Origin of the sequence: Gluconobacter sp. (assembly GCF_047723935.1) — a bacterium.
Lineage (GTDB): Bacteria > Pseudomonadota > Alphaproteobacteria > Acetobacterales > Acetobacteraceae > Gluconobacter.
Genome location: NZ_JBDOBO010000002.1, coordinates 116,196 through 140,242, shown reverse-complemented (window position 1 = coordinate 140,242; position 24,047 = coordinate 116,196). Strand labels below are relative to the sequence as shown.

At 56.3% G+C, this 24,047-nt stretch carries 21 protein-coding genes; 13 read left to right on the top strand and 8 right to left on the bottom strand.

Going from position 1 to position 24,047, the window contains the following annotated elements; genetic code table 11:
* Positions 1 to 7: 7 nt before the first annotated feature.
* The 6 genes from ABF979_RS02800 to pspF all read right to left on the bottom strand — a co-directional run bounded on the left by ABF979_RS02800 (position 8) and on the right by pspF (position 6,810).
* Positions 8 to 847, bottom strand: coding sequence for a DeoR/GlpR family DNA-binding transcription regulator (locus ABF979_RS02800; protein WP_211500381.1), 840 nt, complete (start codon positions 845 to 847; stop codon positions 8 to 10).
* A complete protein-coding gene (locus ABF979_RS02795; RefSeq protein ID WP_415557624.1) occupies positions 844 to 1,608 on the bottom strand; it encodes a triose-phosphate isomerase in 765 nt (254 codons plus the stop codon). Before ABF979_RS02795 ends, ABF979_RS02800 begins: the two co-directional genes overlap by 4 nt.
* Before the next feature lie 457 nt (positions 1,609 to 2,065).
* On the bottom strand, positions 2,066 to 3,946 hold the full coding sequence (cysC, locus tag ABF979_RS02790; protein ID WP_415557623.1) for an adenylyl-sulfate kinase: 1,881 nt from the start codon (positions 3,944 to 3,946) through the stop codon (positions 2,066 to 2,068).
* Between the two features lies 1 nt (position 3,947).
* Positions 3,948 to 4,742, bottom strand: a complete 795-nt coding sequence (cysD, locus tag ABF979_RS02785) for a sulfate adenylyltransferase subunit CysD (protein WP_064275312.1) — start codon at positions 4,740 to 4,742, stop codon at positions 3,948 to 3,950.
* A 50-nt stretch (positions 4,743 to 4,792) separates the two neighbouring features.
* Positions 4,793 to 5,473, bottom strand: a complete 681-nt coding sequence (locus tag ABF979_RS02780) for a phosphoadenylyl-sulfate reductase (protein ID WP_064275243.1) — start codon at positions 5,471 to 5,473, stop codon at positions 4,793 to 4,795.
* A gap of 284 nt (positions 5,474 to 5,757) precedes the next feature.
* On the bottom strand, positions 5,758 to 6,810 hold the full coding sequence (pspF, locus tag ABF979_RS02775; RefSeq protein WP_415557622.1) for a phage shock protein operon transcriptional activator: 1,053 nt from the start codon (positions 6,808 to 6,810) through the stop codon (positions 5,758 to 5,760).
* A 112-nt stretch (positions 6,811 to 6,922) separates the two neighbouring features.
* Between pspF and pspA the strand changes: the two genes are divergently transcribed.
* The 10 genes from pspA (at position 6,923) to ABF979_RS02725 (ending at position 17,569) form a co-directional block, all read left to right on the top strand.
* Positions 6,923 to 7,606 carry a phage shock protein PspA gene (gene pspA / locus ABF979_RS02770; RefSeq protein ID WP_046900493.1) on the top strand — a complete coding sequence of 228 codons (684 nt, stop codon included), beginning with the start codon at positions 6,923 to 6,925 and terminating at the stop codon, positions 7,604 to 7,606.
* A 25-nt stretch (positions 7,607 to 7,631) separates the two neighbouring features.
* Positions 7,632 to 7,874, top strand: a complete 243-nt coding sequence (pspB, locus tag ABF979_RS02765; RefSeq protein WP_143412284.1) for an envelope stress response membrane protein PspB — start codon at positions 7,632 to 7,634, stop codon at positions 7,872 to 7,874.
* Positions 7,871 to 9,082, top strand: a complete 1,212-nt coding sequence (locus tag ABF979_RS02760) for a hypothetical protein (protein ID WP_415557621.1) — start codon at positions 7,871 to 7,873, stop codon at positions 9,080 to 9,082. The genes pspB and ABF979_RS02760 overlap by 4 nt, the downstream gene beginning before the upstream one ends.
* Entirely contained in the window at positions 9,082 to 10,497 is a 1,416-nt protein-coding gene (locus tag ABF979_RS02755) for a GIN domain-containing protein (RefSeq protein ID WP_252348555.1), read from the top strand. Before ABF979_RS02760 ends, ABF979_RS02755 begins: the two co-directional genes overlap by 1 nt.
* Positions 10,498 to 10,545: 48 nt before the next feature.
* Positions 10,546 to 11,331 (top strand): MlaE family ABC transporter permease, encoded by a 786-nt coding sequence (locus tag ABF979_RS02750; RefSeq protein WP_046900490.1) that lies wholly within the window; start codon positions 10,546 to 10,548, stop codon positions 11,329 to 11,331.
* A complete protein-coding gene (locus ABF979_RS02745; protein ID WP_215768591.1) occupies positions 11,328 to 12,116 on the top strand; it encodes an ABC transporter ATP-binding protein in 789 nt (262 codons plus the stop codon). Before ABF979_RS02750 ends, ABF979_RS02745 begins: the two co-directional genes overlap by 4 nt.
* Complete coding sequence (locus ABF979_RS02740) at positions 12,113 to 12,316, top strand: hypothetical protein (RefSeq protein ID WP_046900488.1); 204 nt, start codon at positions 12,113 to 12,115, stop codon at positions 12,314 to 12,316. Before ABF979_RS02745 ends, ABF979_RS02740 begins: the two co-directional genes overlap by 4 nt.
* 77 nt (positions 12,317 to 12,393) lie before the next feature.
* Positions 12,394 to 13,794 (top strand): DNA repair protein RadA, encoded by a 1,401-nt coding sequence (gene radA, locus ABF979_RS02735; protein WP_415557620.1) that lies wholly within the window; start codon positions 12,394 to 12,396, stop codon positions 13,792 to 13,794.
* Between the two features lie 236 nt (positions 13,795 to 14,030).
* Positions 14,031 to 15,593: a Hint domain-containing protein gene (locus ABF979_RS02730; RefSeq protein WP_415557619.1), complete on the top strand. Its 1,563-nt coding sequence runs from the start codon at positions 14,031 to 14,033 to the stop codon at positions 15,591 to 15,593.
* A 23-nt stretch (positions 15,594 to 15,616) separates the two neighbouring features.
* The gene (locus ABF979_RS02725; RefSeq protein ID WP_415557618.1) at positions 15,617 to 17,569 is read left to right on the top strand and encodes a glycosyltransferase family 4 protein; all 1,953 of its coding nucleotides are present in this window, start codon (positions 15,617 to 15,619) and stop codon (positions 17,567 to 17,569) included.
* Positions 17,570 to 17,576: 7 nt separating this feature from the next.
* Here the strand turns inward: ABF979_RS02725 and ABF979_RS02720 are convergent, their stop codons facing one another.
* Entirely contained in the window at positions 17,577 to 19,220 is a 1,644-nt protein-coding gene (locus ABF979_RS02720; protein WP_415557617.1) for an alginate export family protein, read from the bottom strand.
* A 153-nt stretch (positions 19,221 to 19,373) separates the two neighbouring features.
* Positions 19,374 to 19,973 (bottom strand): IMPACT family protein, encoded by a 600-nt coding sequence (locus tag ABF979_RS02715; protein WP_415557616.1) that lies wholly within the window; start codon positions 19,971 to 19,973, stop codon positions 19,374 to 19,376.
* 71 nt (positions 19,974 to 20,044) lie between these two features.
* On the opposite strand from ABF979_RS02715, the gene ABF979_RS02710 reads away from it, so the two are divergent.
* The 3 genes from ABF979_RS02710 to ABF979_RS02700 all read left to right on the top strand — a co-directional run bounded on the left by ABF979_RS02710 (position 20,045) and on the right by ABF979_RS02700 (position 23,795).
* Positions 20,045 to 22,633: an MMPL family transporter gene (locus ABF979_RS02710; protein WP_415557615.1), complete on the top strand. Its 2,589-nt coding sequence runs from the start codon at positions 20,045 to 20,047 to the stop codon at positions 22,631 to 22,633.
* 91 nt (positions 22,634 to 22,724) lie between these two features.
* On the top strand, positions 22,725 to 23,273 hold the full coding sequence (locus ABF979_RS02705; protein ID WP_415557614.1) for a VOC family protein: 549 nt from the start codon (positions 22,725 to 22,727) through the stop codon (positions 23,271 to 23,273).
* 3 nt (positions 23,274 to 23,276) lie between these two features.
* Complete coding sequence (locus ABF979_RS02700) at positions 23,277 to 23,795, top strand: cupin domain-containing protein (protein ID WP_415557613.1); 519 nt, start codon at positions 23,277 to 23,279, stop codon at positions 23,793 to 23,795.
* Positions 23,796 to 24,047: the final 252 nt, after the last annotated feature.

Sequence of the window (24,047 nt, the reverse complement as noted above, 5' to 3'; positions counted from 1 at the left end):
TCCGTCTTTATGGGTTACGTTCAGGGGAGTTGCTTGATCCGCTCGCCCTGACGGTGGAGATTTCCGCAATTTTCAGATTGATCCCCGCATTGCGGAGCGTGTCCTCCAGGTCTTTTTCGAGACCTGAATCCGTGATCACCACATCGAATTCCGTTAAATCGGAAAAACGATTGAGCGTGATGACACCAAATTTCGTACTGTCCACGAGCAGGATTTTGCGATCGGAAATATTCATCAAGGCCTGCTTGGCTTTGATGATATCCTGCTCCTGATGGTACGCCGTCATCCCGCGGATTGCCGCGACGGACAGGAACAGCGTGTTGACGCGCAGCGATGCCGCGGCCTGCTCACACAGTGTTCCGAAGAACGCGTCAAAATCCATGTTATAGCGACCGCCAAGCAGCAGAAGATTCACATTGGGCTTGCTGGTGAACAGGTTCGCAGTACCCATGCTGTTCGTGACAACTGTAAGAGAGGCACTGTCAGTCAGACGCTCAGCCAGAACGCGGGATGTTGTTGAATCATCCAGTGCAATGATTTCACCTTCTTCGACAAGGCCTGCCGCCACAGCCGCGATAGCCTGCTTGGCTTCCATCGCCCGATGGCTTCGCTGGGAAATACTGCCCTCTGAAAACGCTTTTGGAGGCGTAGTCACCCCCCCATGCACACGACGTAAAACTCCGCGTTCCGAAAGCACCTGAAGATCGCGGTGAATGGTCATGCGGCTGGTGACAAAACGTCCGGCCAACTCATCAATCTGTGCACCACCACGATCCCGAACATAGTCCAGGATGTTCTGGCGGCGCGCAGAAGCAGAGCGCGTTTCAAAGGTTGCTTGGGGCATCATGCGATGACTCCCTCAGCCAACGCCCGAAAATGCTCCACATTCCAAGCAGCCCGCCCGACGAAAACACCATTCACATTGGGTAACGCGACATAGCCTGCTGCATTGTCCTGTGTGACACTTCCGCCATAGAGGAGTTTAACGGCCGAACCTGCACTGGATCCGGCAATGTTAATCAGGAGCTTCCGCAGGTGATTATGCGTTCTCTCAACGAAAGCTGCATCTGCAGGACGGCCTGACGCACCTATGGCCCAGACAGGTTCATATGCAATGAGAACCTGTGGAACATCGTCTTCAGACACCCCATGAAGGGCGATCTTCAATTGGCGTGCCAGAGTTTCATTTGTTACGTTATAAGAATATTCATCAGCCGTATCACCGATACAGACGAGCGGCCTCAATCCGTGTCGCAGAGCCGCATGAACCTTGAGATTGACGGTTTGATCCGTTTCTCCAAAATAGGTCCGGCGCTCTGAGTGACCAATTTCCACCAGTTCCGCACCACATTCCGAAATCATGGTCGGAGAAATTTCTCCGGTCCACGCGCCCTCGTCCTGCCAGTGCATGTTCTGTGCACCCACTGCAACGCGGTTTCCAGACAGCCTGTCACAGACATCCTTGAGAGATGTAAATGGTGGGATGACGAACGGCTGGAGAACTGCCGGGAAAGACATCCGTGCAAGCTCGTTCGCGGCCGCAACAGATGCTGCGGGCCCCTTGTTCATCTTCCAGCTTGTACCAACCCAGATAGCGTCACGCTCCATCGTCCATCTCCGATTTGAGCACCCGATTCGTAACAACTATACTGTTATAAATAACTTCATCAACGATAATTTCGTCACAAAATCCTTGTTATCCTATGGCTCCGAAATGATATTTTACGAATATGATAGAGACCGTTAATTCGTAATTCATTGATATTATTAGGTATAATATACGACAAGAGATATTTATCGAGCCGCCGATATCCATCACATAAATACGTGATGAATGTTGCTTTTTGTGTGATATCTTCCGGGCGGCGGCTTTATCCTATGCCTGTACCGTCGAATTTCGAATTAAGAGCCGTCAAAGCACAAAGAGGCAGCGCCCCGCCTCTTTCGCTGACAGACAGCACGGCCGGATCAAAATGCGACGACACGCGCATAGTGAAAAAGGCTTGAAACAAAAAACGGCGGGACAAAGCCCGCCGTTTCTGAAGTCACTTTAATTAGCCTGCAATCAGGGCTGAACAACCCGGAGGACAAAGCCCGTCAACTCACTCACAGTCTCAGCCTCCGTCCGGTCAGCTCCCAGCCGCAGCTCAGGAGACAAGGGAGCTTCGTAAGGCGCTGAAACACCCGTGAACTCTGGAATTTTTCCCGAGCGCGCTGCAGCGTAGAGCCCTTTGGGGTCACGCTGTTCGCAAGTTTCCAGAGGTGTATCCACAAAAATCTCGTGGAAGCCCTCACCCACAATCAGGCGCGCCAGATCACGGTCTGCCTGAAGGGGCGAGACCAGCGCGACAACCACGGCCTGGCCGCTCTCAGACAGAATTTTTGCGACATGTGCCGCACGACGAATGTTCTCGCGACGGTCATCCGGCGAGAAGCCCAGATCGCTGCACAGTCCGGCCCGCAACGTATCTCCATCCAGAACGGTGGCTTTCACGCCCTGCCCTGCCAGAGACACTTCTGCGGCACGAGCCACAGTGCTCTTGCCGGAGCCCGGGAGGCCCGTCAGCCAGAACACGCCACTCTTATGACCACGCGTCTGAGCCTGCTGGACAGCAGAAATACGGCTGGCTGTCGGATGGATGGCATGAACACCATCTTCAATCTCAGCCGGACCAATCAGCGGCGCACCACCAACAATCCGCTGATGACGATCAACCAGAACACCACGTCCATCGCCCATTCCCGGAGAGAACGGGTCAAACAGCACGGCATGAGAAGCCGCGAGCGTGATTTCAGCAAATCCGTCCGGCGGAACCTCATCACCCTGACGCAATGTCAGGTCATCCAGATCGACAACCGCATCAATGGACGCCACCGTCACATCATGCTCTGCTGTTGTCAGCCGTAGCGTGAAGCTTTCCCCTACACGAAGAGGCTCACCACGCAGCCAGAACAGACGCGTGCGAATACGGGCAGAACGCTCGGGTGCTGACGCTTTATCATCTGCCGGGAACAGCAGGTCCCCACGATCCGGCACCAGATCCGGCTCCAGGCGCAGCGCAATGGATTCACCCGCACCAGCAACCGGCAATTCCGGCGCATGCCAGCGGCAGACTTCTGCAACCGTTGCGATCTGGCCCTGGGCACCAATTGCCAGACGATCGCCCGCACGGACAGTGCCACGCTCGATCCGGCCGGCGACGTAACGCACACCATCAAAGCGATAAACGTCCTGCACCGGCATCCGGAACGGCAGAGACAGACGGGACGTCGGCGGGGGCACATTGGCCAGAGCCTCAATCAGCGTTGGCCCCTTGTACCAGGCAGATCGCTCGGAACGGCTGGCAATATTGTCACCATCACGTGCAGACGCCGGTACAACGGCTTCCACTTCGATTTCGAGACGACCAAGAAGCTGGCGGACATCAAACTCGGCCTGAACGATCTTCGACTCATCAAAGCCAAGAACGTCCGACTTGTTCAGCAGCACAATGACGTGCCGGATCCCGATCAGACGCAGCAGCATGGCATGACGCCGCGTCTGCTCCTGCGCACCCTCCTGAGCATCCACAACCAGAACGGCCGCCTCGGCATCGGCAGCACCCGTAATCATGTTGCGCAGGAACTGGCGATGGCCCGGCGCATCCACAATCACGAACTCACGGGAGCCCAGACGGAACGGAATCCGCGTGGAATCAACCGTCACGCCCTGATCGCGCTCGATCTGAAGGGAGTCGAGCAGGAAGCTCCACTCCACCGCCAGACCACGCTTGCGGCTGCTCTCAACGATCTGCGCCAGCTTGCCGTCCTGAAGGCTGTCCGTATCGTAAAGCAGACGTCCAATCAGGGTAGATTTACCGTGATCGACGTGCCCGACGATCACGATCGGCGTGGCGGCCGCGCGATACGCCCCAGAGAGTTCCTGGGTTGCGATAATGTCACCCATCTTACAGATACCCCGCCACGCGCAGACGCTCGAATGCGTCTTCTGATTCATGATCCATGGCACGCCCAGCGCGCTCGGATGTCTTGCTGCTTTCCAACTCGGCAATCACTTCGGCTACGGTCGTGGCATTGCTCTCGATCGGGCTTGTGATGTCCTGATCACCCAGAGAGCGATAACGCTTACCATCCTTGGCAAAATACAGATCCACGAGGGGGATGCCTTCGCGTTCGATGTACCGCCAGATGTCGATTTCCCGCCAAGCCAGCAACGGATGGACGCGAATATGCATGCCATCTTCATACGGCGTGGCATACTGGTCCCAGAATTCCGGCGGCTGATTGCGAACATCCCAGCGATGACCAGCACCACGAGGGCTGAACACGCGCTCCTTGGCACGTGTGGCCTGCTCGTCACGGCGAATACCAGCAATCACGCCACGCAGCTTATGCTTGTCGATCATAGCCGCCAGACCCGCAGTTTTGCGCGCTGCAGAACGTGCAGCGGGCGGCAGGGACGGATCGATTTCTTCGACCGGGGGGCAGTATCCCAGAAGGAGATCCAGATCCCACTTCTTGGTGTACTCATCCCGAAAGGCATACATTTCCGGGAATTTCTTCTCGGTATCCACATGCATGACCGGGAACGGCACGCGTCCCATGAACGCTTTGCGCGCCAGCCAGACCATGACGTTGCTGTCTTTCCCGAGGGACCACAGCAGCGAGAGGGGCTTCAGTTTCCGATAGGCTTCACGCAGGATGAAAATGCTCTGAGCTTCGAGCTGGTCAAGATCATCCATGACGCGCGGTTCCGCCAGGGTTTGTGTCCGCGTCATTGTCCGCTCCATGTTCATGCTGGCCGATGAATGCCGCATTCTGTCTTGGTCAGACCGGCCCAACGACCTGCCCGCCCGTCTTCTCCGTCTCCAACCGGCCGTGTGCAAGGCGCACAGCCAATCGAAGTGTATCCTTTTGAAACCAGAGGATGCCGCGGCAGGTTCCGACGACGCATCTCTGCTTCGATTTTCTCCATGCCCCATCCCGCAAGCGGGTTGAGCTTCACGGTGCCATCCGGCTGTGGTTCCACAATGGGAAGAGCCGCCCGTGTTGAGGCCTGACTGCGCTTGCGCCCGGTCAGCCAGACATCAAATTCCGGAAGCACCAACTCCAAAGGCTCCACTTTGCGCAGGGCGCAGCAGGCATCCGGATCGAATGCCGCGAGCTGATCCTGTGGATCTCTGTTCTCAAGTTCCCGAGCCAAGGGAGAAATAGTCCGGACGTCCTGAAGGCCGAGCGCATCGGAAAGCTCATCACGATAGGAGAGCGTTTCCGGGAAATGGCGCCGCGTATCCAGAAAGAAAACCGGCACGGACGGGTCTATCCGGGCAATCTCATCCAGAAGAATGGCCGACTCAGCTCCAAATGAGGAAATAACAGCGACGCGGCCTTTCAGGCTCACGAGCGCCTCCTCAAGTGCGTGACTCTCCGGCGTATCCAAAAGATGTTGAAGTTCGGATTGTGAGAGAGGCATTTACTGCACCCATATCCCTGTTCACACGCGCCAGAATCACGACGTGAAGGAGACATAGGCGCGCTTCACCTATTATTCAACTATTTTATTTTGTATAACCATATTAAATGGTTTAATTGAGCATTTCTCATCGATTGAAGCGCGTTAGAGTTTTTGGCCTGATTTACCAATTAATGGTCAAATTTCCCGCAAATGACTCACCCTCCAAACGGCATCATTCCTGAAAATCCCTACACCACAAAATCTGGCACACTTCATGCATGAACCCAGGTATGAAACTGCGTTCATCCTTTTTTGGTCAGGGCCTTCCGCGCTTCCTTGTCGGCCAGACCGTGCAGCCGCAGGTGGTGGCGGAACTGATAATAAGTCAGCCCCAGAAGATCTGCGGCCTGCCGCTGGCTGAACTGCGCCTCCTTGAGGGCCGCTTCCAGCAACGCACGTTCATGACCTTTAACTGTCTCAGCAAAATCCAGCGGGAAGGTTTGGGGAACGTCTCCTTGAACATGACCTTCCCTGGTCGAGGCTGGAGCCATAACGCTGCTCCAGTCAGGCGTGACGAACGGATCAAGCACAATCTCATCCAGCCGGCGCTCAGGCTGATCCATACGATACACGCTGCGCTCCACCACATTCCGAAGCTCACGGACGTTGCCGGGCCAAGCGTAGTCAATCAGCCGCTGCAAAGCTTTCTGAGAAAACCCCGCGAAAAGCTTTCGGCCAAGCTCTGCGCTCATCCGCGTCGCAAAATGGTCGGCCAGCAGGGGAATATCGTCCTGCCGGGCTCGCAGAGGCGGGATATTGACCACATCGAATGCCAGTCGGTCGAGCAGGTCCGGGCGGAATGTTCCCTCCCGCGCCATGGCCGGAAGATCAGCGTTGGTGGCACCAATCAAACGCACATCCACGCGAATTGTCTCACTGCCGCCAACACGCTCAAAACTGCCGTACTCGATAACGCGGAGCAGCTTTTCCTGAACCGCCAGAGAAGCTGTGCCGATTTCATCCAGAAACAGCGTTCCGCCATCTGCGCGCTCAAACCGCGACAGGCGGCGCTTCTGAGCGCCGGTGAAAGCCCCAGCTTCATGTCCGAACAGCTCGCTGTCCAACAGCGCCTCCGGAAGGGCCGCGCAGTTCAGCTTGACCAAAGGTGCGTCCCAGCGGTCCGACAGCAACGCAAGCCTCGCCGCGACCAGCTCCTTGCCCGTCCCGCGCTCTCCGATCACCAGAACGGGGCGCTTCAGAGGAGCAAGACGGGAGATCTGGTCCAGCATCGCCAGAAATGCCGGAGCCCGCCCGATGGGTGTCGGAACCTCGTCCGCTTGGGTGGATCTCGCCATTTCTGAGCCTCGTTCGCCACTTCAGATTGTCACAACCATAACATCCCCAAAACGAGCCCGCTGACAAGACAGGTCATTGTGCTCTAATCCAGTTCTCAGGAAGGAAAGCGTCATGGGTATTTTTTCTCGGCTCGCCGACATCGTGAACTCCAATCTCAATGCGATTCTCGCCACGGCAGAAGACCCGCAGAAGATGATCCGCCTTGTCATTCAGGAGATGGAAGACACGCTGGTTGAAGTGCGCAGTCAGGCCGTCCGCACCATCGCCGAGCGCAAGCAGCTTGAACGCCGCGTGCGCACCATGATGCACGAAGAAGACGAATGGCACCGCAAGGCCACACTGGCCATCGAACGTAACCGGGACGATTTGGCCAAGGCGGCGCTCTCAGCACGTCACACGGTCGAACAGTCTCGCGAAGGGCTTGAACGGCAGATTGCACAGGTCACGGAAGGTCTTGAGCAGCAGAACGACGACATCACCAAGCTTCAGGCCAAACTAGCGGATGCGAAATCCCGTGAGAAAACCCTGACCATGCGTGCCCGCACGGCAGAAGGCCGCCTCAAGACGCGTGAAAAGCTCTACGATACCCGCATTGACGACACGCTGAACCGTTTCGAACAGGTCGAGCGCGCTCTGGATGAGCTGGAAGGCAAAGCCGAAGCCTATGATCTGGGACGTCGGTCTGGTCGCCCCTCCCTGCACGAAGAGTTGGCCGCTCTGGAGACGGATGCGGCTGTAGAAGATGAGTTCGAGACTCTGAAACGCCGGATTGCAGAAAAGAAGCGCGAAGCCTGATGACTGCTGCAAGAAAGTCTGAGTCATGAATGAGGATATCGTCGCTCTTGTCCTGCTTTTTGGCTTTATCCCGGCACTCGTCCTAGGCCCGCGCCTGTTGCGTGCCCGGACGGGCAACCTTCCCAATCAAGGCATCGCAGACCCACATCTGCAGGCTGCCCTGACACAGGCCGAGGCCCATGCTACGCGTCTGGAAGAAAGGATCGACCAGCTCGAACGCATCCTCGACGAGGATATCCCGGGCTGGAGAGCTAGGAGTTCACGATGACATCCCGCACCGCCCTGCGCATGCTGCTGCTGTCCATGCTGACAGGGGCAGTTTCTGCCTACCCGGCTCAGGCCGCGCGCGTCACCATGTCCGGATCTGATCTGGATATGGCGATTCCCTGCACAGGTCAGGTGCGGATCGTCGTAGACCCAGGCATGAAAGACGGCGCTACTTTAGACAGCAGCAATGCAACGCAGGTGACGATGCGCAGCGGCAAGGAAGAGTCGGACAGCCGCATCTCCATCGCCACGAAAAGTTGCGCGCCCAATGGTAAGGTCACGATCAGTGTGTCGCCTTATACCGGCGTCTCAATCCATGACAGCCATGACACGCATTTCATCATCAAAGGAAAACTGGCGTCTCTTGATGCCAGCCTCGACTCCGCGACGATGGATATCGAGAATACGCAGTCCCTTGATCTGAGCATGCATGGTGCCTCCAGTGTGCATATCGGCTCTCTCGAACGGGCGGCCCAGATCGTGGCTTCCGGCACATCAACGCTGATTGCCGACTCTGCACAGCTGACCGCTCTATCTGCACAACTGTCGAACGATGCCTCTTTCATGGTTTCACAGGGTAGTATCGAAGCCCTGACGATCGTGACGTCAGACAATGCGACCGCCACCGTTCATGGCAACGCTTCCGTTGCGACGGTGACAGCCAACGGCACAGGCGCCGTCAATATTGAGCGCGTCTCCGGCCCGATCGTTCGGTCTGGCAGTGGCGCGGTAAATGTCGGAACACCGGCGGCAGTTGCTCCGCCGCCGACTGTCGTGACACCGGCCGCACCACCAGTTACGGCGACGCTGCCAGTCGCTCCTCCGCCCGTTCCCAAAGCTTCGGTACCGGCTCCTCAGCCGCCAGCCTCAACAGAAACATCTCCGCAGATCAGCCAGCCTTCCGTTCCAGCTCCATCAACATCTGCAGCACCAACACCGGCACCATTGCCTCAGAAACCGGCCGAGCAGGAACAGGAAGCCGTTCAACCTCCCGTTGTCGCCGCACCACCCCCGGCTGCCGTCGCACCAAGTACTCCCACCCCGACGCAGCAGACACCCTCAGTCAGTGCCCCCACGGCGCCGTCGGAAGCTCCTCAGAAGCTGCCACAGACTCCCCTTCCGGACACTGTGGCACCGCCGCCTGCTCCTTCGACGCCAACAGCTCCGGTCATGCCGCCTCAAGGCGATACACCAAAACAGGGAGGCTGATGATGAAGATATCCCACGATCTGGTACGTTTTGCAGGGAGCATCCTCGGCCTCCTGCTTGCTACAGGAACGATCAGCCCGGCCCTCTCTCAGGACGCAGCCCCTGCCATTCCTGCTCCCCCGGCGCCCCCAGCGTTTGCAAGTCCAGAACGTGTAAGCTCCGTCACGGGAGCTACGCTGGAACTGGCACCGACCTGCCTGACAGACCTTCATATTGTTGAGGGTGATACAGCGAAGGTTCTTCAGGGCAATGGCAACCTGACAGCCGCCGAGGACAAGACACTCAAACTTGCTCTGAGTGACCCGTCCTGCAGCACCGAAGCCAGCTCGACAATTCAGGTTCCAGCCGGGACGAATATCCATCTCCGCGGCAACAAGACCGACATCACTGTCACAGGGCCATCCGGCCATCTCAGCGGCTTGTCCGGAAGCGGTGACGTACGCGTCAACAGCGCAACGGGTGTGGATCTGCGGATGACCGGATCCGGCAATGTTTCCATTGCTACGGTGACAGGCGATGTACACGTTCTCAATTTCTCAAGCGGAGACCTGCTTGTCGGGCTGGTAACAGCACCTCGTGTTGAGCTGTCCGCGACATCATCAGGAAACATGCTGCTCAGGAGTGGCTCAGTAGAGAACCTCTCCATTCGGGATCTCGGTTCGTCCGATATTACAGCACATGTCAGTGCCATCTCAGCCAGCCTGTCACTTTATGGCTCTGGGAACGTTCTGGTCGATAGTGTTTCAGGAACATTATCCCGCGGTCATTATGGCTCCGGAGACCTGACGGTTCACACGACCAGCCCGGGAGTTCACGTCGGCGCAGCCGCGCCAGTGGACGGGCAGGCCATCGCAAAAGACATTCTGGCCAGCCTCGGTCAGTCCGTGAATTTCGATTCCGGCACGCAGCAAGGCTGGGAGGCTCTTGGCTCTTTCGGCAAACATAGCAACGGCCACCATCTGGGCGGCCTTCGTCTTGTTCTGATCGTGGTCTGCGTCTGGCTAGTCCTGCGTCACGCCAAGCGTTATCGCAAACGGACTGGGCAATCCTTTTTTGGTGCTCTCTGGACCGATATTGCTGAAGGCCTTTCTGCTTTCACACGAAATTGGGAAACACGAATGGCTGACCGTCGCACGGGAGGACAATCATCCTCAGGCGATGCGCCACATGTCTATTACACACGCCGTGCTGTCGATCTGTATGAAGAGGTTATTCACACAGCCCGGGATCAGAGCGCGCGTCATAAGCAACGCCAAGCCCCGGAGACGACATCTTTCAGTTCAAACCATAATCTGGTGCGCCTGAACGACCGCCTAGCCCGTATGGAACCCAGGTTGGCCCGCATGGAACAGTTCGTAACCTCCCCGGATTTTGCGCTGGAGCGCCAGTTCCGGGACCTGGAACGCTCCGCCTGAGCAAGACAGACTTTGACGTAGCCGGGCGCGCAGGGTAGGGGCTGAAGGGTGAATGCCGTTCTTGATCCCATAGCGGCCCTTGGCCGTGCCGTCCTCGGACTCGTCCGCCAGTCGGGTGCTCTCGCCATGTTTGCGCTGGAAGGGCTGTCGCATCTCGTGCGGCCACCGTTCTACTGGCGCATCTTCCTGTCCACGCTGATCGAAACGGGGTTCTTCTCCCTTCCGGTTGTGGCCCTGACAGCCCTGTTCTCCGGAGCCGTCATCGCTTTGCAGTCCTATGTCGGGTTCGGGCAGTATCACGTCCAGAGCGCCATCGCCGGGATTGTGGTTCTGGCTGTCACCCGCGAACTGGGGCCGGTTCTGGCAGGACTGATGGTTGCCGGGCGTGTCGGTGCTGCAATGTCTGCCCAGATCGGCACCATGCGCGTCACCGATCAGATCGATGCCCTGACGACACTATCGACTAACCCGATGAAATATCTGGTGACGCCACGTCTTCTGGCGGGAACCATCGCCCTGCCCTGTCTCGTCATCGTGGCGGACGTTCTGGGTGTTCTTGGCGGTTTCACCGTATCGGTCGCAAAACTAGGTTTTTCACCATCCACCTACATCACGGCCACGCTGGATTCGCTGAAGACCATGGACGTAGTGGTCGGCTTGGTTAAAGCAGCGGCTTTCGGCTTCCTCATTGCTCTTCTGGGTTGCTACCACGGTTATAACAGCCGCGGCGGTGCGGAAGGTGTGGGTTCAGCCACCACAGCGGCCGTCGTGGGCGCCTCCATTCTGCTTCTGCTGTTTGATTACCTCCTCACAGATCTGTTCTTCTCCCAATGAGCACACCCAAAATCTGCATCCGCGGCCTTTCGAAGGCGTTCGGCTCCAAGGTCGTGCTCGACGGGATCGACCTTGATGTCGAGACCGGCACCTCCATGGTCATCATTGGCGGCTCCGGCTCAGGAAAATCTGTTCTTTTGCGGTGTATCCTTGGCCTGATCGAGCCCGATGCTGGCACTATCGAAATTGACGGCGAGAACGTTCTCACTGCCCCACGCGGGCGGCAGGAAGTCCTGCGGCGACAGATTGGCATGCTGTTCCAGAACGCCGCCCTGTTCGACAGCATGGACGTTGCGGACAACATTGCATTCGGGCTTCGGGCCAAGCACTCAGACCGTGACGGCCCAGTTCCGTCCCGATCCAAGGCGCGTGAACTGGCAGGCGGAATCCTCCAGCAGGTTGGATTGGACCCCTCCGTTGGGCAGCTCAGCCCTTCTGAACTGTCGGGCGGCATGCAAAAGCGCGTCGGGCTGGCTCGCGCCATTGCCGGACAGCCCAACATCCTGTTCTTCGATGAACCGACTACAGGCCTTGATCCCATCATGGGGGCCGTCATTGACGGACTTATCGTGGATTGTGTTCAGAAGCTGGGCTCAACGGCGATCGCCATCACGCATGACATGGCTTCAGCGCAGCGGATCGGCAATCAGGCTGCCATGCTTTACCAGGGTAAACTGGTCTGGCAGGGGCTGGCCGCAGACCTGATGCACTCAGGCAATGCAATGGTGGACCAGTTCACGCATGGACGCCGGGAAGGTCCGATCACCATGGAACTTCGCAAATGAAGCCGTTCCGACGCCCTCCCATATCTCGCAGAGTTTGGCAGCGTCTTGGTCTGACATATCTCATCGCGCTGCCGATGGTGTTCATTCTGTTTATGCACCCGCCCAAAAGCCAGAATATCCTTATTCAGGCGCTCATCCTGCTTCTGATCGTCACGGCTGCGCGCATCATGGCCCGCATCATCATCCGGACAGACGACTAGTACCTTCTCTGACTGGATCATAACGGGAACACTCCCTATATCGGGAGCACCCAGAGTCCATGTGAAGAGAGATTCCCTTGGCCAAGAAACCAACCGCGCGCTTTGTCTGCCAGTCCTGTGGGGCTGTCTATTCCAAATGGGTGGGCAAATGCGAAGCGTGCGGGGAATGGAACACGCTGGTTGAGGAAGCGTCTGAACCCACAGCCCGCAAAACGGGCAAGCTGAGCAGCGGACGTCTTCAGACCGTTCGCCTTGATGGCGAGGCCAAGCCGCCCCCACGCATCACGACAAGCATTGCAGAGCTGGACCGCGTTCTTGGCGGCGGTCTTGTGCCTGCATCCGTTGTTCTGGTTGGCGGTGATCCGGGTATCGGTAAATCTACCCTAATGCTCCAGACAACCTGTGCGCTGGCTCGGAGTGGTCACAAGGTTCTGTATGTCTCGGGCGAAGAATCCGTCGATCAGATCCGCATTCGCGCGCAGAGACTGGAGCTGGACCGGGACAGCAAGACACTGGATTCCTTGGATCTGGCTGCCTCCATCAATGTTGGGGACATCGTGGGATCGCTGGAAAACGATCGGTCCCATACTGTCGTGGTCATTGATTCCATTCAGACCATGTGGCTGGAAAGCGTGGAAAGCTCTCCAGGGTCCGTAGCGCAGGTCCGGGCGAGTGCTTTTGAACTCATCCGTCTCGCCAAAACGCTTGGCTTTGCCCTGATTCTGATCGGTCACGTCACGAAGGAAGGGTCTCTGGCAGGGCCACGTGTGCTGGAACACATGGTTGATGCTGTCATGTATTTTGAAGGTGATCGCGGTCATCAGTTCCGCATCCTGCGTGCGGCCAAAAACCGCTTTGGCGCAACCGATGAAATCGGCGTCTTTGCCATGACTGATACGGGGCTGACGGAGGTACCTAATCCTTCCGCCCTGTTCCTCGCCGAGAGACGCGGCAACATTGCTGGATCGGCTGTGTTTGCCGGCCTTGAAGGCACACGCCCCGTTCTTCTGGAAGTTCAGGCCCTGCTATCCCCAAAAGCTGGCGACGGGGCACCACGTCGCGCCGTTGTCGGATGGGATACCTCTCGCCTGAACATGCTGCTGGCCGTGCTGGATGCGAGATGCGGTTTGAAACTCGCCAATATGGACGTCCATCTGAACGTGGCTGGTGGGTTAAGAGTCAATGAGCCTGCCGCAGACATGGCCGTTGCCGCAGCCCTGATCTCCGCAGCGACAGGCCACCCAACATCTTCAACAGCCGCGTATTTCGGCGAGGTCGGTCTCTCAGGTGAGATCAGGCAGGTCAGTCAGGCTGATCTGAGACTCAAGGAAGTTGCAAAACTGGGATTTGGAGAAGCCATTCTCCCAAGGCGAGTATCTTCTGCCTCGGCACGGGTCAAACCGCCAGCCGGTCTCAAGCTACGGGAAATCGGGCATCTCACGGATTTGGTAGAATTATTCAGCCCTTCCGAAAGCTGAAGTAAAAAGCCTTCATCCATGAAAAAATTCATCATTTAATTGCTAAAAAGCAGTTAAATTAACGAATTATTACCGACACTCCCATTCAAAAAACCCGTATTAAATTATTACATTCCTTTCATCCCTCCAATCGAGGGGGGAATCAGAAATACAAGTAAGAATTCTGCAAATACCATATCCTGAAACAGGAACGGATATTGCCATGGATTCTCTACATTTTTCGGGTGACATCGTTCATGGCAACTTCGTCCACTTATACATCCCCCCAGACAGGACAAACATACACGATTGTGTCGGGAGGCTCGACTTCCACTACATCACAGGTCGTCACAAGCGGGACTGTCGTAGATGGCGCGAAAATCGTAGCAAGTTCCACACCCGTATCTCCAGACTGGTCAGCGATCCCTCACTATACGGGCGTTCCCGGCTCGCAGATTATCGAAAATTCTGCAGGTGCACTCAACACTATAATCTCCGGGACAAGTTTTCCAGGTGGCGGGGCCATAGTCAGCCAGGAGCACTTCGTTTTTGAATCGTCCACCCAAACCATTCAATCTGGAGCATTCGCCAGTAATACAACGCTTGGCCCATTAGCGACGTCCATTATCGAAAACGGGGGTATCTCCTACAACGTCAATATTAGTGGCGGCTGGCTGACCTCCGGGGGCCTTATGACGATTCAGTATGCTCAGTATGCAGCAACACAGATCGTCTCCGATGGTGGAACACTTCACACAGCAACGGTAGGTATAACAAGTTCCAGTCAGCAACCAGCAAGCGGAACCCTGATCCTGTCTGGAGGAAGCGCTGACCATATCACTATAGGAAGCGGCGCAGTTCTTCAGAAATCCGGCACGCTCTCGGACGTCACGGTAGGCGTTAAGGGCGTCCTATCCGTCAGTGCAGACCAAAATGCTACAAACGTTACAGGCAATGGCGGAACGATCATTCTGGATCACAACGCTAATCTAACGGGAATTTTCAAGAATAACGCTCAGACGACAATCAGCTTTACCGACCTGGGAAATACAGCATCTACAGTCAGTGGCGTTTTGGTCCATAATGGCGGAAGCATCAGCCCCTCCAGTGGTTCTACTCTGGAAATCATGTCTGGCGGCCAGGTTCTGCACAGCATTGGGGTGGCAGACGATTTTTCCTCTCCTTATTATTTCCAGACTGCACCTTCGGGAAACGGACTGGATCTGGTTGTCGGCACGCCCTGCTATTGCCCCGGAACCCTGATCGCGACACCACAGGGAGAGCGGCCTGTCGAACAGCTTTCTATTGGCGACATCGTTCTCACTGCCTCGGGAAAGCATCATCCAATCCGCTGGATCGGACGGCGGGCCTATGATCCGATTTTTGCCTATGGAAACCGGGATATCCTGCCTATTCTGTTTCGTGCGGGTTCTCTTGGCGACGGACTGCCACGTCGGGATCTAATGGTTTCCCCGCTGCACGCGATGCTCATCGACGGACGCCTCATTCCGGCTCTTCATCTGGTCAACGACCTTTCTATTCTTCAGATCGAGAAACCCTCAGAGATCCGCTACATCCATATCGAGCTTGAAAGCCATGACGTCTTGCTCGCAGAGGGAGCACCATCAGAAAGCTTTCTGGACGATAACTCACGCGGGATGTTCCACAACGCTAGCGAATACGATGATCTATACCCGCAGACTTCCAAACAGCCTCCACGCTATTGTGCCCCCAGGCTGGAAGACGGGCCGGAACTCGCACGTATTCACGATCGCCTGAAGCAATACGCACGGAATTTTTTACCCCTTAAAGCCGCCTGATACTCCGAGGATAATTCGCTACCGTGCCGCACCCTCTGGCAGGTTACATTGATGTCTGCAATCGCAATCGTATCGCCGGATGGGCTTTAGATCTGGAGGAGCCTGATCAGCCTGTCTGCCTGCGGTTTTTTCAGAATGGCCGCCTCCTCGATGAGGTGACCGCTGAAATATTCCGTACTGACCTGACCGACTTCGCCAGAGCAGGATATTGCGCGTTTGACTGGTCCTGGCCTGAATGTCCTCCTCATGAAGGAGGCATTATTGAAATTCGGGACAGCAAGCATGACTACCCCCTGAACGGTTCCCCTTTTTATATTGAGCCTCTGCCCAGTGCTCTTGTCGGCTCCATAGATATTACTGACCGCCTACGTATTGCAGGCTGGGTCCGAGATGACCTGAATCTGGATCGAACAGTCTGGCTGACCGCGGTCATTGATGGCGCTCCCACCGCACATTTTCCAGCGAACCAATTCCGGCGGGATTTACGGGACGCTGGTTTCCAGTCCGGCCGATACGGCTTCGAATACGTATTCAGCACTGCGCTTGATCCGTTGCAAGACCATACTATCCAGCTTCTGCATGGACAGGAGCGTTTCGGAGATCCCGTTTTCTTACCACGGGCAGATCACCTGGATGATGCTTTCAAAAAGCATTTCAACGCCCTGATCCAAGGCCTGATTACACCGCAGGCAAGACGTGACGCCTTGTCTTTTCTCACAAAATCAGCAGATGCGCTTCGACACCAGAGCGCGTCAAACATTACCAGTCTCGAGGCTCGCACTCTCGCTCAAAAAGCCAGCCGCCGCCATGAGGACGCTCTCTCTTTTGCTCCCTGTGCGCTTTTCATAGATGACAGAGCTCCTGACCCCACAAGAGATGCAGGATCGGTCGCCTTGTTGTCTCACATACGAGCGACGCAGGCATTGGGCTACCGATGCTGTTTCATAGCCTCCCGCCTGCCCCCCACAGAGCAGGATCAGGCGCATCTGGCAGTTATGAATATCGACTGCCTTATGCCCCCGGTTTTCACGGGACCTGAAGAGGCACTCAAACGGCTCGGACCTGGGTTAGACGTAGTTTACCTGCATCGCCTGAATAATGCTGAAAGCTATGCTGCCCTGTGCCGCGCCTTTGCCCCAACAGCCACACTGATCTGGAGTGTTGCGGATCTGGCGTCCCTTCGCCTGCGCCGTCAGGCCACTGTGGAAAGCCGTCCGGAACTTGTGCGCACAGCAATGCGAATTGAAGTGCGGGAAAACATGTGTGCCTGGCTGGCCGATAGCGTTCTGACGCATTCTTCGATCGAAGCCAAGCAACTGGAGCGGATGGTTCCTACAGCCAATATCCATGTTGTGCCTTGGGCGGTTCCCGTCAAAACCCGTGCCCGTCGACATCAAAACAAACCCATCGTTGCGTTTGTTGCTCACTTTGCCCATGCCCCCAACACGGACGCTGCAAAATGGCTCATTCTGGATATTTTGCCGCGCCTTAAAAAACGCATTCCCAATCTTGTCTGTCGCCTCATCGGCAGCGCCATGCCGCATGCAGTTCACATGCTTGCAGACAAAGACATAGAAGTGACGGGGCACGTGTCCAACCTTCAAGAGACCTTGTCTGACGTGTCGCTCTGTGTCGCTCCACTCCGTTATGGTGCAGGGATCAAGGGGAAAGTTTTGGATGCGTGGTCTGTTGGGCTGCCAATTGTCATGACGCCCATTGCAGCAGAGGGGTTGGTCGATGCGTCCAATCCGCTATGGACAAAATCCATCGCTGACAGTGCGGAAGATTTTGCGGAAAAAACAGCTGCTCTTCTGGTGCCATCTGCGGCAAAGGCTCAGATAGCGGCCGCAAGGAAGCTGCTGAAAGAGCGTTTTTCCGAGAAAGCTATCCAAGCCAGTCTGGAAGACATTCTTCCGCCCGTGATGATCGAGCCACCCCCACTGCCAGAGGACAGGTCAGAACCCGTCCTGAACTGATAGTTTTCTAGAACCTGAATGTCACGTTGGACTGCGCATAGCTGCCACTTTGCGCCCCCGCTTTGCGCAAACTCTGTGATGCCATGAACCGCGCTCCATAGATCTGCCAGGTCAGATGATGGTTCAGCTGAAGCGTCAACGATGCCTGTGGTACGACGCCCACATATCCTCCCCGATAAGCATGAGCGAATGTGTATGGGCCAGATGAACTCCAGATCGCCCCGTTTGCGTTTTCCCGCCACATAAACGGTGCCTTCAGACGCAGGGATGCAAAGCCTTTCCATGGGGTAATGCTGATAACGGGAGACAGGCTGACCAGATTGGACGGTGAAATATAGGTCGTCGTATCCAGATAATTGGTCTGTGGATTGAACGGCGCCATGTACGTGCGCACTGTTCCGTTTCGACCATCCGAACCACCGGAATAGACATCAGCCTGCACACCCAGAAAGGGATGCAAAGGAGAAGGCGTATGTCTGTACCCTATGATCGTGTTGACGGCCCAGGCGCGAACGCTGCTTTTTCGCTCCGTCCCGGCATATTGAAATGTCCCGTTCTGATAGAGCGCCCCGACTGAATATTCGACGGATGCGGATGTTCCATACCAGCGAAATCCCAGATTGCCCCGAGAGGATGTTCCTTTAAGAACGCGCGCTGCTGTCGGCACCGCAGACAAGCCGCTGCTGTATCTGTACCGGATATAAAACAGGTCCAAAAACGAATGAACGCGCTCGCCACCAACGGAAAATGCTGGAACGATCATCGTGGTGTTTCCACCATAAAGACGCGTCCCGTAATCCTCGGTATTGTGGAACATGAGACGACTGTCTGTTTTCGTCTGAACGAAATCATATGCGTCCACACGGATCCGGGGCCAGAGAGCATAAAACCGGCCACCATTCCAGGACAGAGGAACGTTTGGAGTTTCACGATTGTAGAGCACGTAGGATGGGGCGTCGAGAAACTGCTGTCGTCCAAACATAAAGCCAGTCTGGGCGCCCGCAACCTTGCCCTTCAGCTCAACAAAGCCCTGTTGCAGGTCCAGCCTCTTGCGATATGTCGAGCCATATCCGAACCCCTTCCAGCCCCCTGCATCCGCGTTGATGAGCTGACCGAAAAAACGCACGTGCTCACCCAGATGCAAGTCTGCCCCGATCAGGTTCCGAACTCCGAAACGGCCCGACTGAGCCTTTCCACTGCGCCCCAGAAATGGCGCTTCCTCATACCAGTTTCGTAACCGCGATTCTCCCGACAAGGTCAGCCAGATCGTGCGACTATTGTTCAGGGCAATAAATTTGAGCGGATCAAAAAAATCCGTGCGCTTGCTTTTGTCTCGCAGGTAGCTCCAGTCCTCCGCCCAAGCCGCTGCGCCGTAGCGACCCACGGGGCCAAACCCCGCCGCTTCACCGTTTCCGTAGTTGAAATCACCCCACGGCCCCTGATGACCATTCGGTGCACGGTTCTGCTTGGCAGTGATTCGCCGTGGCTGGCCGACCACGCCGGCATGAGGATAATCCTGGATGATAGGTCGCTCGGTGGAAGGAACCTTGATCCACTCTTCCTCTGTCGGAGGGGACTCAATCGGACTGGCTTTCAAAGGAACGGTCTGGGCACCTGCGTGATGACCCAGGTTGACCGTCAACAGAAGCACTCCGGCAATGAGGCTTCTTTCATGACGGAAAGAGACGACAGAAAGAAGCATCGAGAACCACAATTTGACATGAAGAGGCAACGAAAACGAGTGAGCCTCATATTACACAGTATGTAAAGAGAGATTTTATTTATAACTTTTTTATTTAGTTGTTTATAGATCCGAGCGAGAGATGGCCATCTGGCCACGTGTCAGGTCTCGCAGGTATTCCGTGATCATGTCTGCCTCTTCAACAGGTACAGCGACCGTCAACCACGCACCTTCTGCATCAAAGTCACACAGTGTCTTTTCTGCCCGCCACCCCGGCAGTTTAGCTTCAACCTGCGCATAAACCGAGAATGGGCAATGAAACCGCAGGGGCAGGGTTTCGATCCGCTCGATTTTGGCAGCCTCTCGCAGACAGGCCGCAGCCGCACCGCCATATGCCCGGACGAGCCCACCGGCCCCCAATTTTACACCACCGAACCACCGGGTGACGACAACCATCACATTGTCGAAATCCTGCCCCTCAATCGCAGAAAGGATCGGGCGCCCTGCTGTTCCGGAGGGTTCTCCATCATCGCTGGCACGGTATCTTTGACCCGTCCGGAAGGCCCAGCAATTATGAGTCGCGTCCGGGACGGCAACCTCAGCAAAGAACGCCAGTGCTGCGGCTTCATCTGCAACAGGGGCCGCGCGCGCAAGGAAAGTGCTGCCCTTGATCACACTTTCATGTTCAGCCAAGCCATCGAGAGTCCACGTCATGGCTTCCATTGTGCCCCATGATGGCGGAAATGTCAGGTTGGGGTAGGGAAATTCTGCCCGTTCTGTTAAGGGTAGGCCCCATGTTTTCGGATCTGATCGGCCGGCTAAATGCCGCCTGTGCACGTCGTGCGCCACTGGTGGTGGTTCTGTTTGCGCTCCTCTGTGCGGGATGTGTCGCACTGAGTATCATGCGCCTGAGTGTGACAACTGATACTGGCAAGATGTTTGCCAGCACCCTGCTCTGGAAACAGCGGACGGATGAGATGAACCGTCTCTTCCCGCAGGATGACAATCAGCTCGTCGCCATCATCGACAGCCGCATCCCCGAACAGGGACGCGCCACGGCCCGCGCCCTTGCTGCCGAACTCAGCAAAGACCATGAGCACTTCGAAATGGTCAGCCTGCCGGGCGATAATCCGTTTTATAACAGTCACGGCTTCCTGTTTCTGGATAAGAAGGACCTCGAACCCCTTCTGGATTCCATCGTTTCAGCCCAGCCTTTTCTTGGAACTCTGGCAGCAGATCCTTCAGCCCGCGGCCTGTTCGGTGCCCTTGGCCTGATTGGGGACGGTATCAAGGCCGGGCAAGGCATTCCCAGCGGCTTCAACGGCGCTCTGGACGGCTTTGCGGACTCTCTGACCAAGGCCGCGGCTGGTCAGCCTCAGGATCTGTCCTGGCAGAATCTTCTTGTCGGTCGTCTGGCCGAGCTTGGCAGCCGCTACGAATTCGTCGTCACAAAGCCCAAGCTGGATTATAGCTCCCTTCAACCCGGAGAGGGCGCCACAACGGCGATGCGCAAGGCGATCGACAGCCTTGAATTCGTAAAGTCCGGTCAGGCCACCGGCAGCATTACTGGCGAGGTCAAGCTCAACGACGAAGAGTTCTCGACCGTTGCGCATGGCATGGTGCTTGGTCTGGTCGTTTCGCTGGTTCTGGTCGCACTCTGGCTGATTCTGGCCGTGCATTCGATCCGCGTCATTGTCCCCATTCTGCTGACACTGATTTCAGGCCTTCTGCTGACGACCGGCTTTGCTGCGCTTAGCGTGAAAGAACTGAATCTCATCTCGGTAGCGTTCGCGATCCTGTTCGTGGGCATTGCAGTGGATTTTGCCATTCAGTACAGCGTCCGCTTCCGGGGACAGCGCAACGAAGATGGCTCCATGCCGTCTCTGCATGACGCCCTTGTTCTTACCGGACAGGAAAGCGGTGCCCAAATTCTGGTCGCGTCGCTTGCAACGGCTGCGGGCTTTCTGGCCTTCACCCCGACAAGCTTCATCGGTGTTGCTCAGTTAGGCCTGATTGCTGGCTTCGGGATGCTGATTGCCTTCCTGTGCACCATGACACTGCTCCCGGCCCTGCTGACGCTCTTCCGGGCGAAGCTCGGGAAAGGTGAGCCCGGCTTCACGTTCATGGCGCCAGTTGATCACGTGCTGCGTCACAAGCGCAGAAAGGTCGTGGGCGTGTTCGCGCTTCTCGGGGTCGTGGGCGTTGCCCTGATGCCGCTGCTGAAGTTTGATGCAGATCCTCTCCACACGAAGAACCCGAACACGGAGGGCATGCATGCCCTTCATCTTCTGGAAGATAACCCCCTTACCACCCCGTATTTTGCTCAACTTCTGGTGCCGAATGTTGAGGATGCGGCGAAGAACGCGGCGGCTTTCTCCAAGCTGTCGAGCGTCCATGATGTGTTGTGGCTGGGGGCGCTTGTCCCGGATGATCAGACCGACAAACTGGCCATGATCGAGGACACGGCTTCCATCCTTCTCCCGACAATTACCGTTCAGGACCCATTACCTGCGCCGGATGCCGCGGCCATTCGGGCCTCTGCCATTGCTGCGGCGACTAAACTGGACAGCGTCAAAGATCAGCTCCCCGCGCCGCTGGAAAAAATCCGCCAGGCTCTCAACACGCTCTCGACAGCCCCTGACGCAACACTGGTCAATGCCAGCCATGCCCTGACGCGCTTTTTGCCGGATCAGCTCTCCATGCTCCGCACGGCGCTTCAGCCGAAGCCCATCACGATCGACAATATCCCCGACGATATTCGGAAGGATTACGCACTTCCTGATGGTCGCCAGCGCCTGACGATCCATCCCAAGGGACAGATTTCCGAGACGCCCGTGATGCACCAGTTTGTGTCCCAGTTGCGTTCGGTCAATCCGGATATCAGTGGGCCGGCCATGGAGATCACCGAAAGCGCGAACACCATCGTCCATGCATTCACGATTGCCGCCATCTCGGCTCTGATCATGATTGGCATCATTCTTCTGGTGGTGCTGCGCCGCATTCTGGATGCTGCTCTTGTTATGGCGCCGCTCCTGCTCTCGGCTCTCCTGACTGTCATCCTGATTGTCACGGTTCCAGAAACACTGAACTACGCCAACATCATTGCTCTTCCCCTGCTTCTCGGGGTTGGCGTGTCTTTCAATATCTACTTCGTGATGAACTGGCGTGAAGGTATCAAGGGGCCGTTGACCTCTCCGACCGCACGCGCGGTTCTATTTTCTGCCCTGACGACAGCAACGGCCTTTGGATCGCTGGCAACATCTGCTCATCCGGGCACTGCGAGTATGGGCCGTCTGCTTCTGATGTCGTTGGGCTGCACACTGATCTGCACACTCTTCTTCGTACCGGCGCTCCTCCCGAAACGTCCGATCGACGACGCCTAAGTAGACATAGTTCGTCACTAATGTGAACGACTGACCGCAACCGTTTCTCCACTCACAGGTTGAGACCTTCATAACGATGAAGGATCTCTCCGTGAGTGCAGACCATTCAGGACTTCCGCGCGGTATAGACCATGTCGGTGTGACCGTACCCGACATCAACCTCGCCATCCGCTTTCTCGAAGCCGCACTAGGCGCTGTTGCGCTATACCGCAACGTTACCCACACCCAACCCCAACAGGGTCCGCAGACAGAGAAGATACTCGGGCTGCCAACCGGCAGTGTGGTCTGGGAGATGTGTATGATGTCTCTGGGGCATGGACCCGGGCTCGAACTCTTTGAAATTCATGGCCCAGACCAGAGACCTGCCGTCCGCGCCTGTGACTTCGGCGTGCAGCACTTTGCCGTCTATGTTGACGATATTCATGCGGCCTGCATCCGCTTCACCAAAGCGGGCGGCGAACTTCTGACAGAGCCACAGGGGCAGCCTTCTCTCGAAGCTGGCCCCGGTAACATGTTCTGCTACGGCCGTGCGCCGTGGGGCATGATTATCGAGCTTCTGTCCACGCCCTCACGCAGCCGCTTTGACGATATCGCCCCAAAGCCTCGCTATCAGCCCCCAGCACGACATGAGGAACCATAAGCCATGCGCCCTATCTCTCTGCTGTTCGCTTTCGCTCTTGCTGTCACCGCCCTCTGCCACGCTGCTGAAGCTGCGGACCCTACACCCCCCACGGCGTATTACTGGCACAACTGGACGGACCATAATGGCGTCAGCCATATGACGCGCTGTCCGTTTCACAATTACATTCTGAAAACCATGTCCAAGCCAGCAGGCCCGCAATGGCAGGACCGCCTCAAGAGCGGACAGGCTCAGATCATTTCCACCGTGCAACCTCCACACTGGGATGGAAGCTGGCACCCTGACCCGAAAGTCCAGTGGATCATCCCTCTCAAAGGCACATGGTACGTCACCGCAATGGACGGAACACGTGTCGAGATGGGACCCGGGGATGTTTCTTTGGGTGAAGACCAAATGAGCCGTAAGGATGCGAAGGGTCACGTCGGGCATTTTGCAGGAAATGTCGGCGATGATGCTGTGACGCTCATGGTCATTCAGACTAATGAACAGCCGACCACAGATCAGCCCTGCCGGTTCAAATGAGGTGATGGTTTCAGAGTGGGTTGGAGAAAACTCTGTTTGTTATCCTAAAAAGGGGAGTTTTTTATCCGATAACATTCCGTAGTTATATTGAACTACACTTGCCAATACTTGCAATACAGAAGTATAACACACTTTGAAACAATAGTGTCGGTTATGACACACATTAGAAATTCTTGATGCTGGATGTGTTTGTTTCTATTGCGGACCAGTGACGTTTCCTTTCAATTTTGTAACCGAAGATACAGTTGAAAC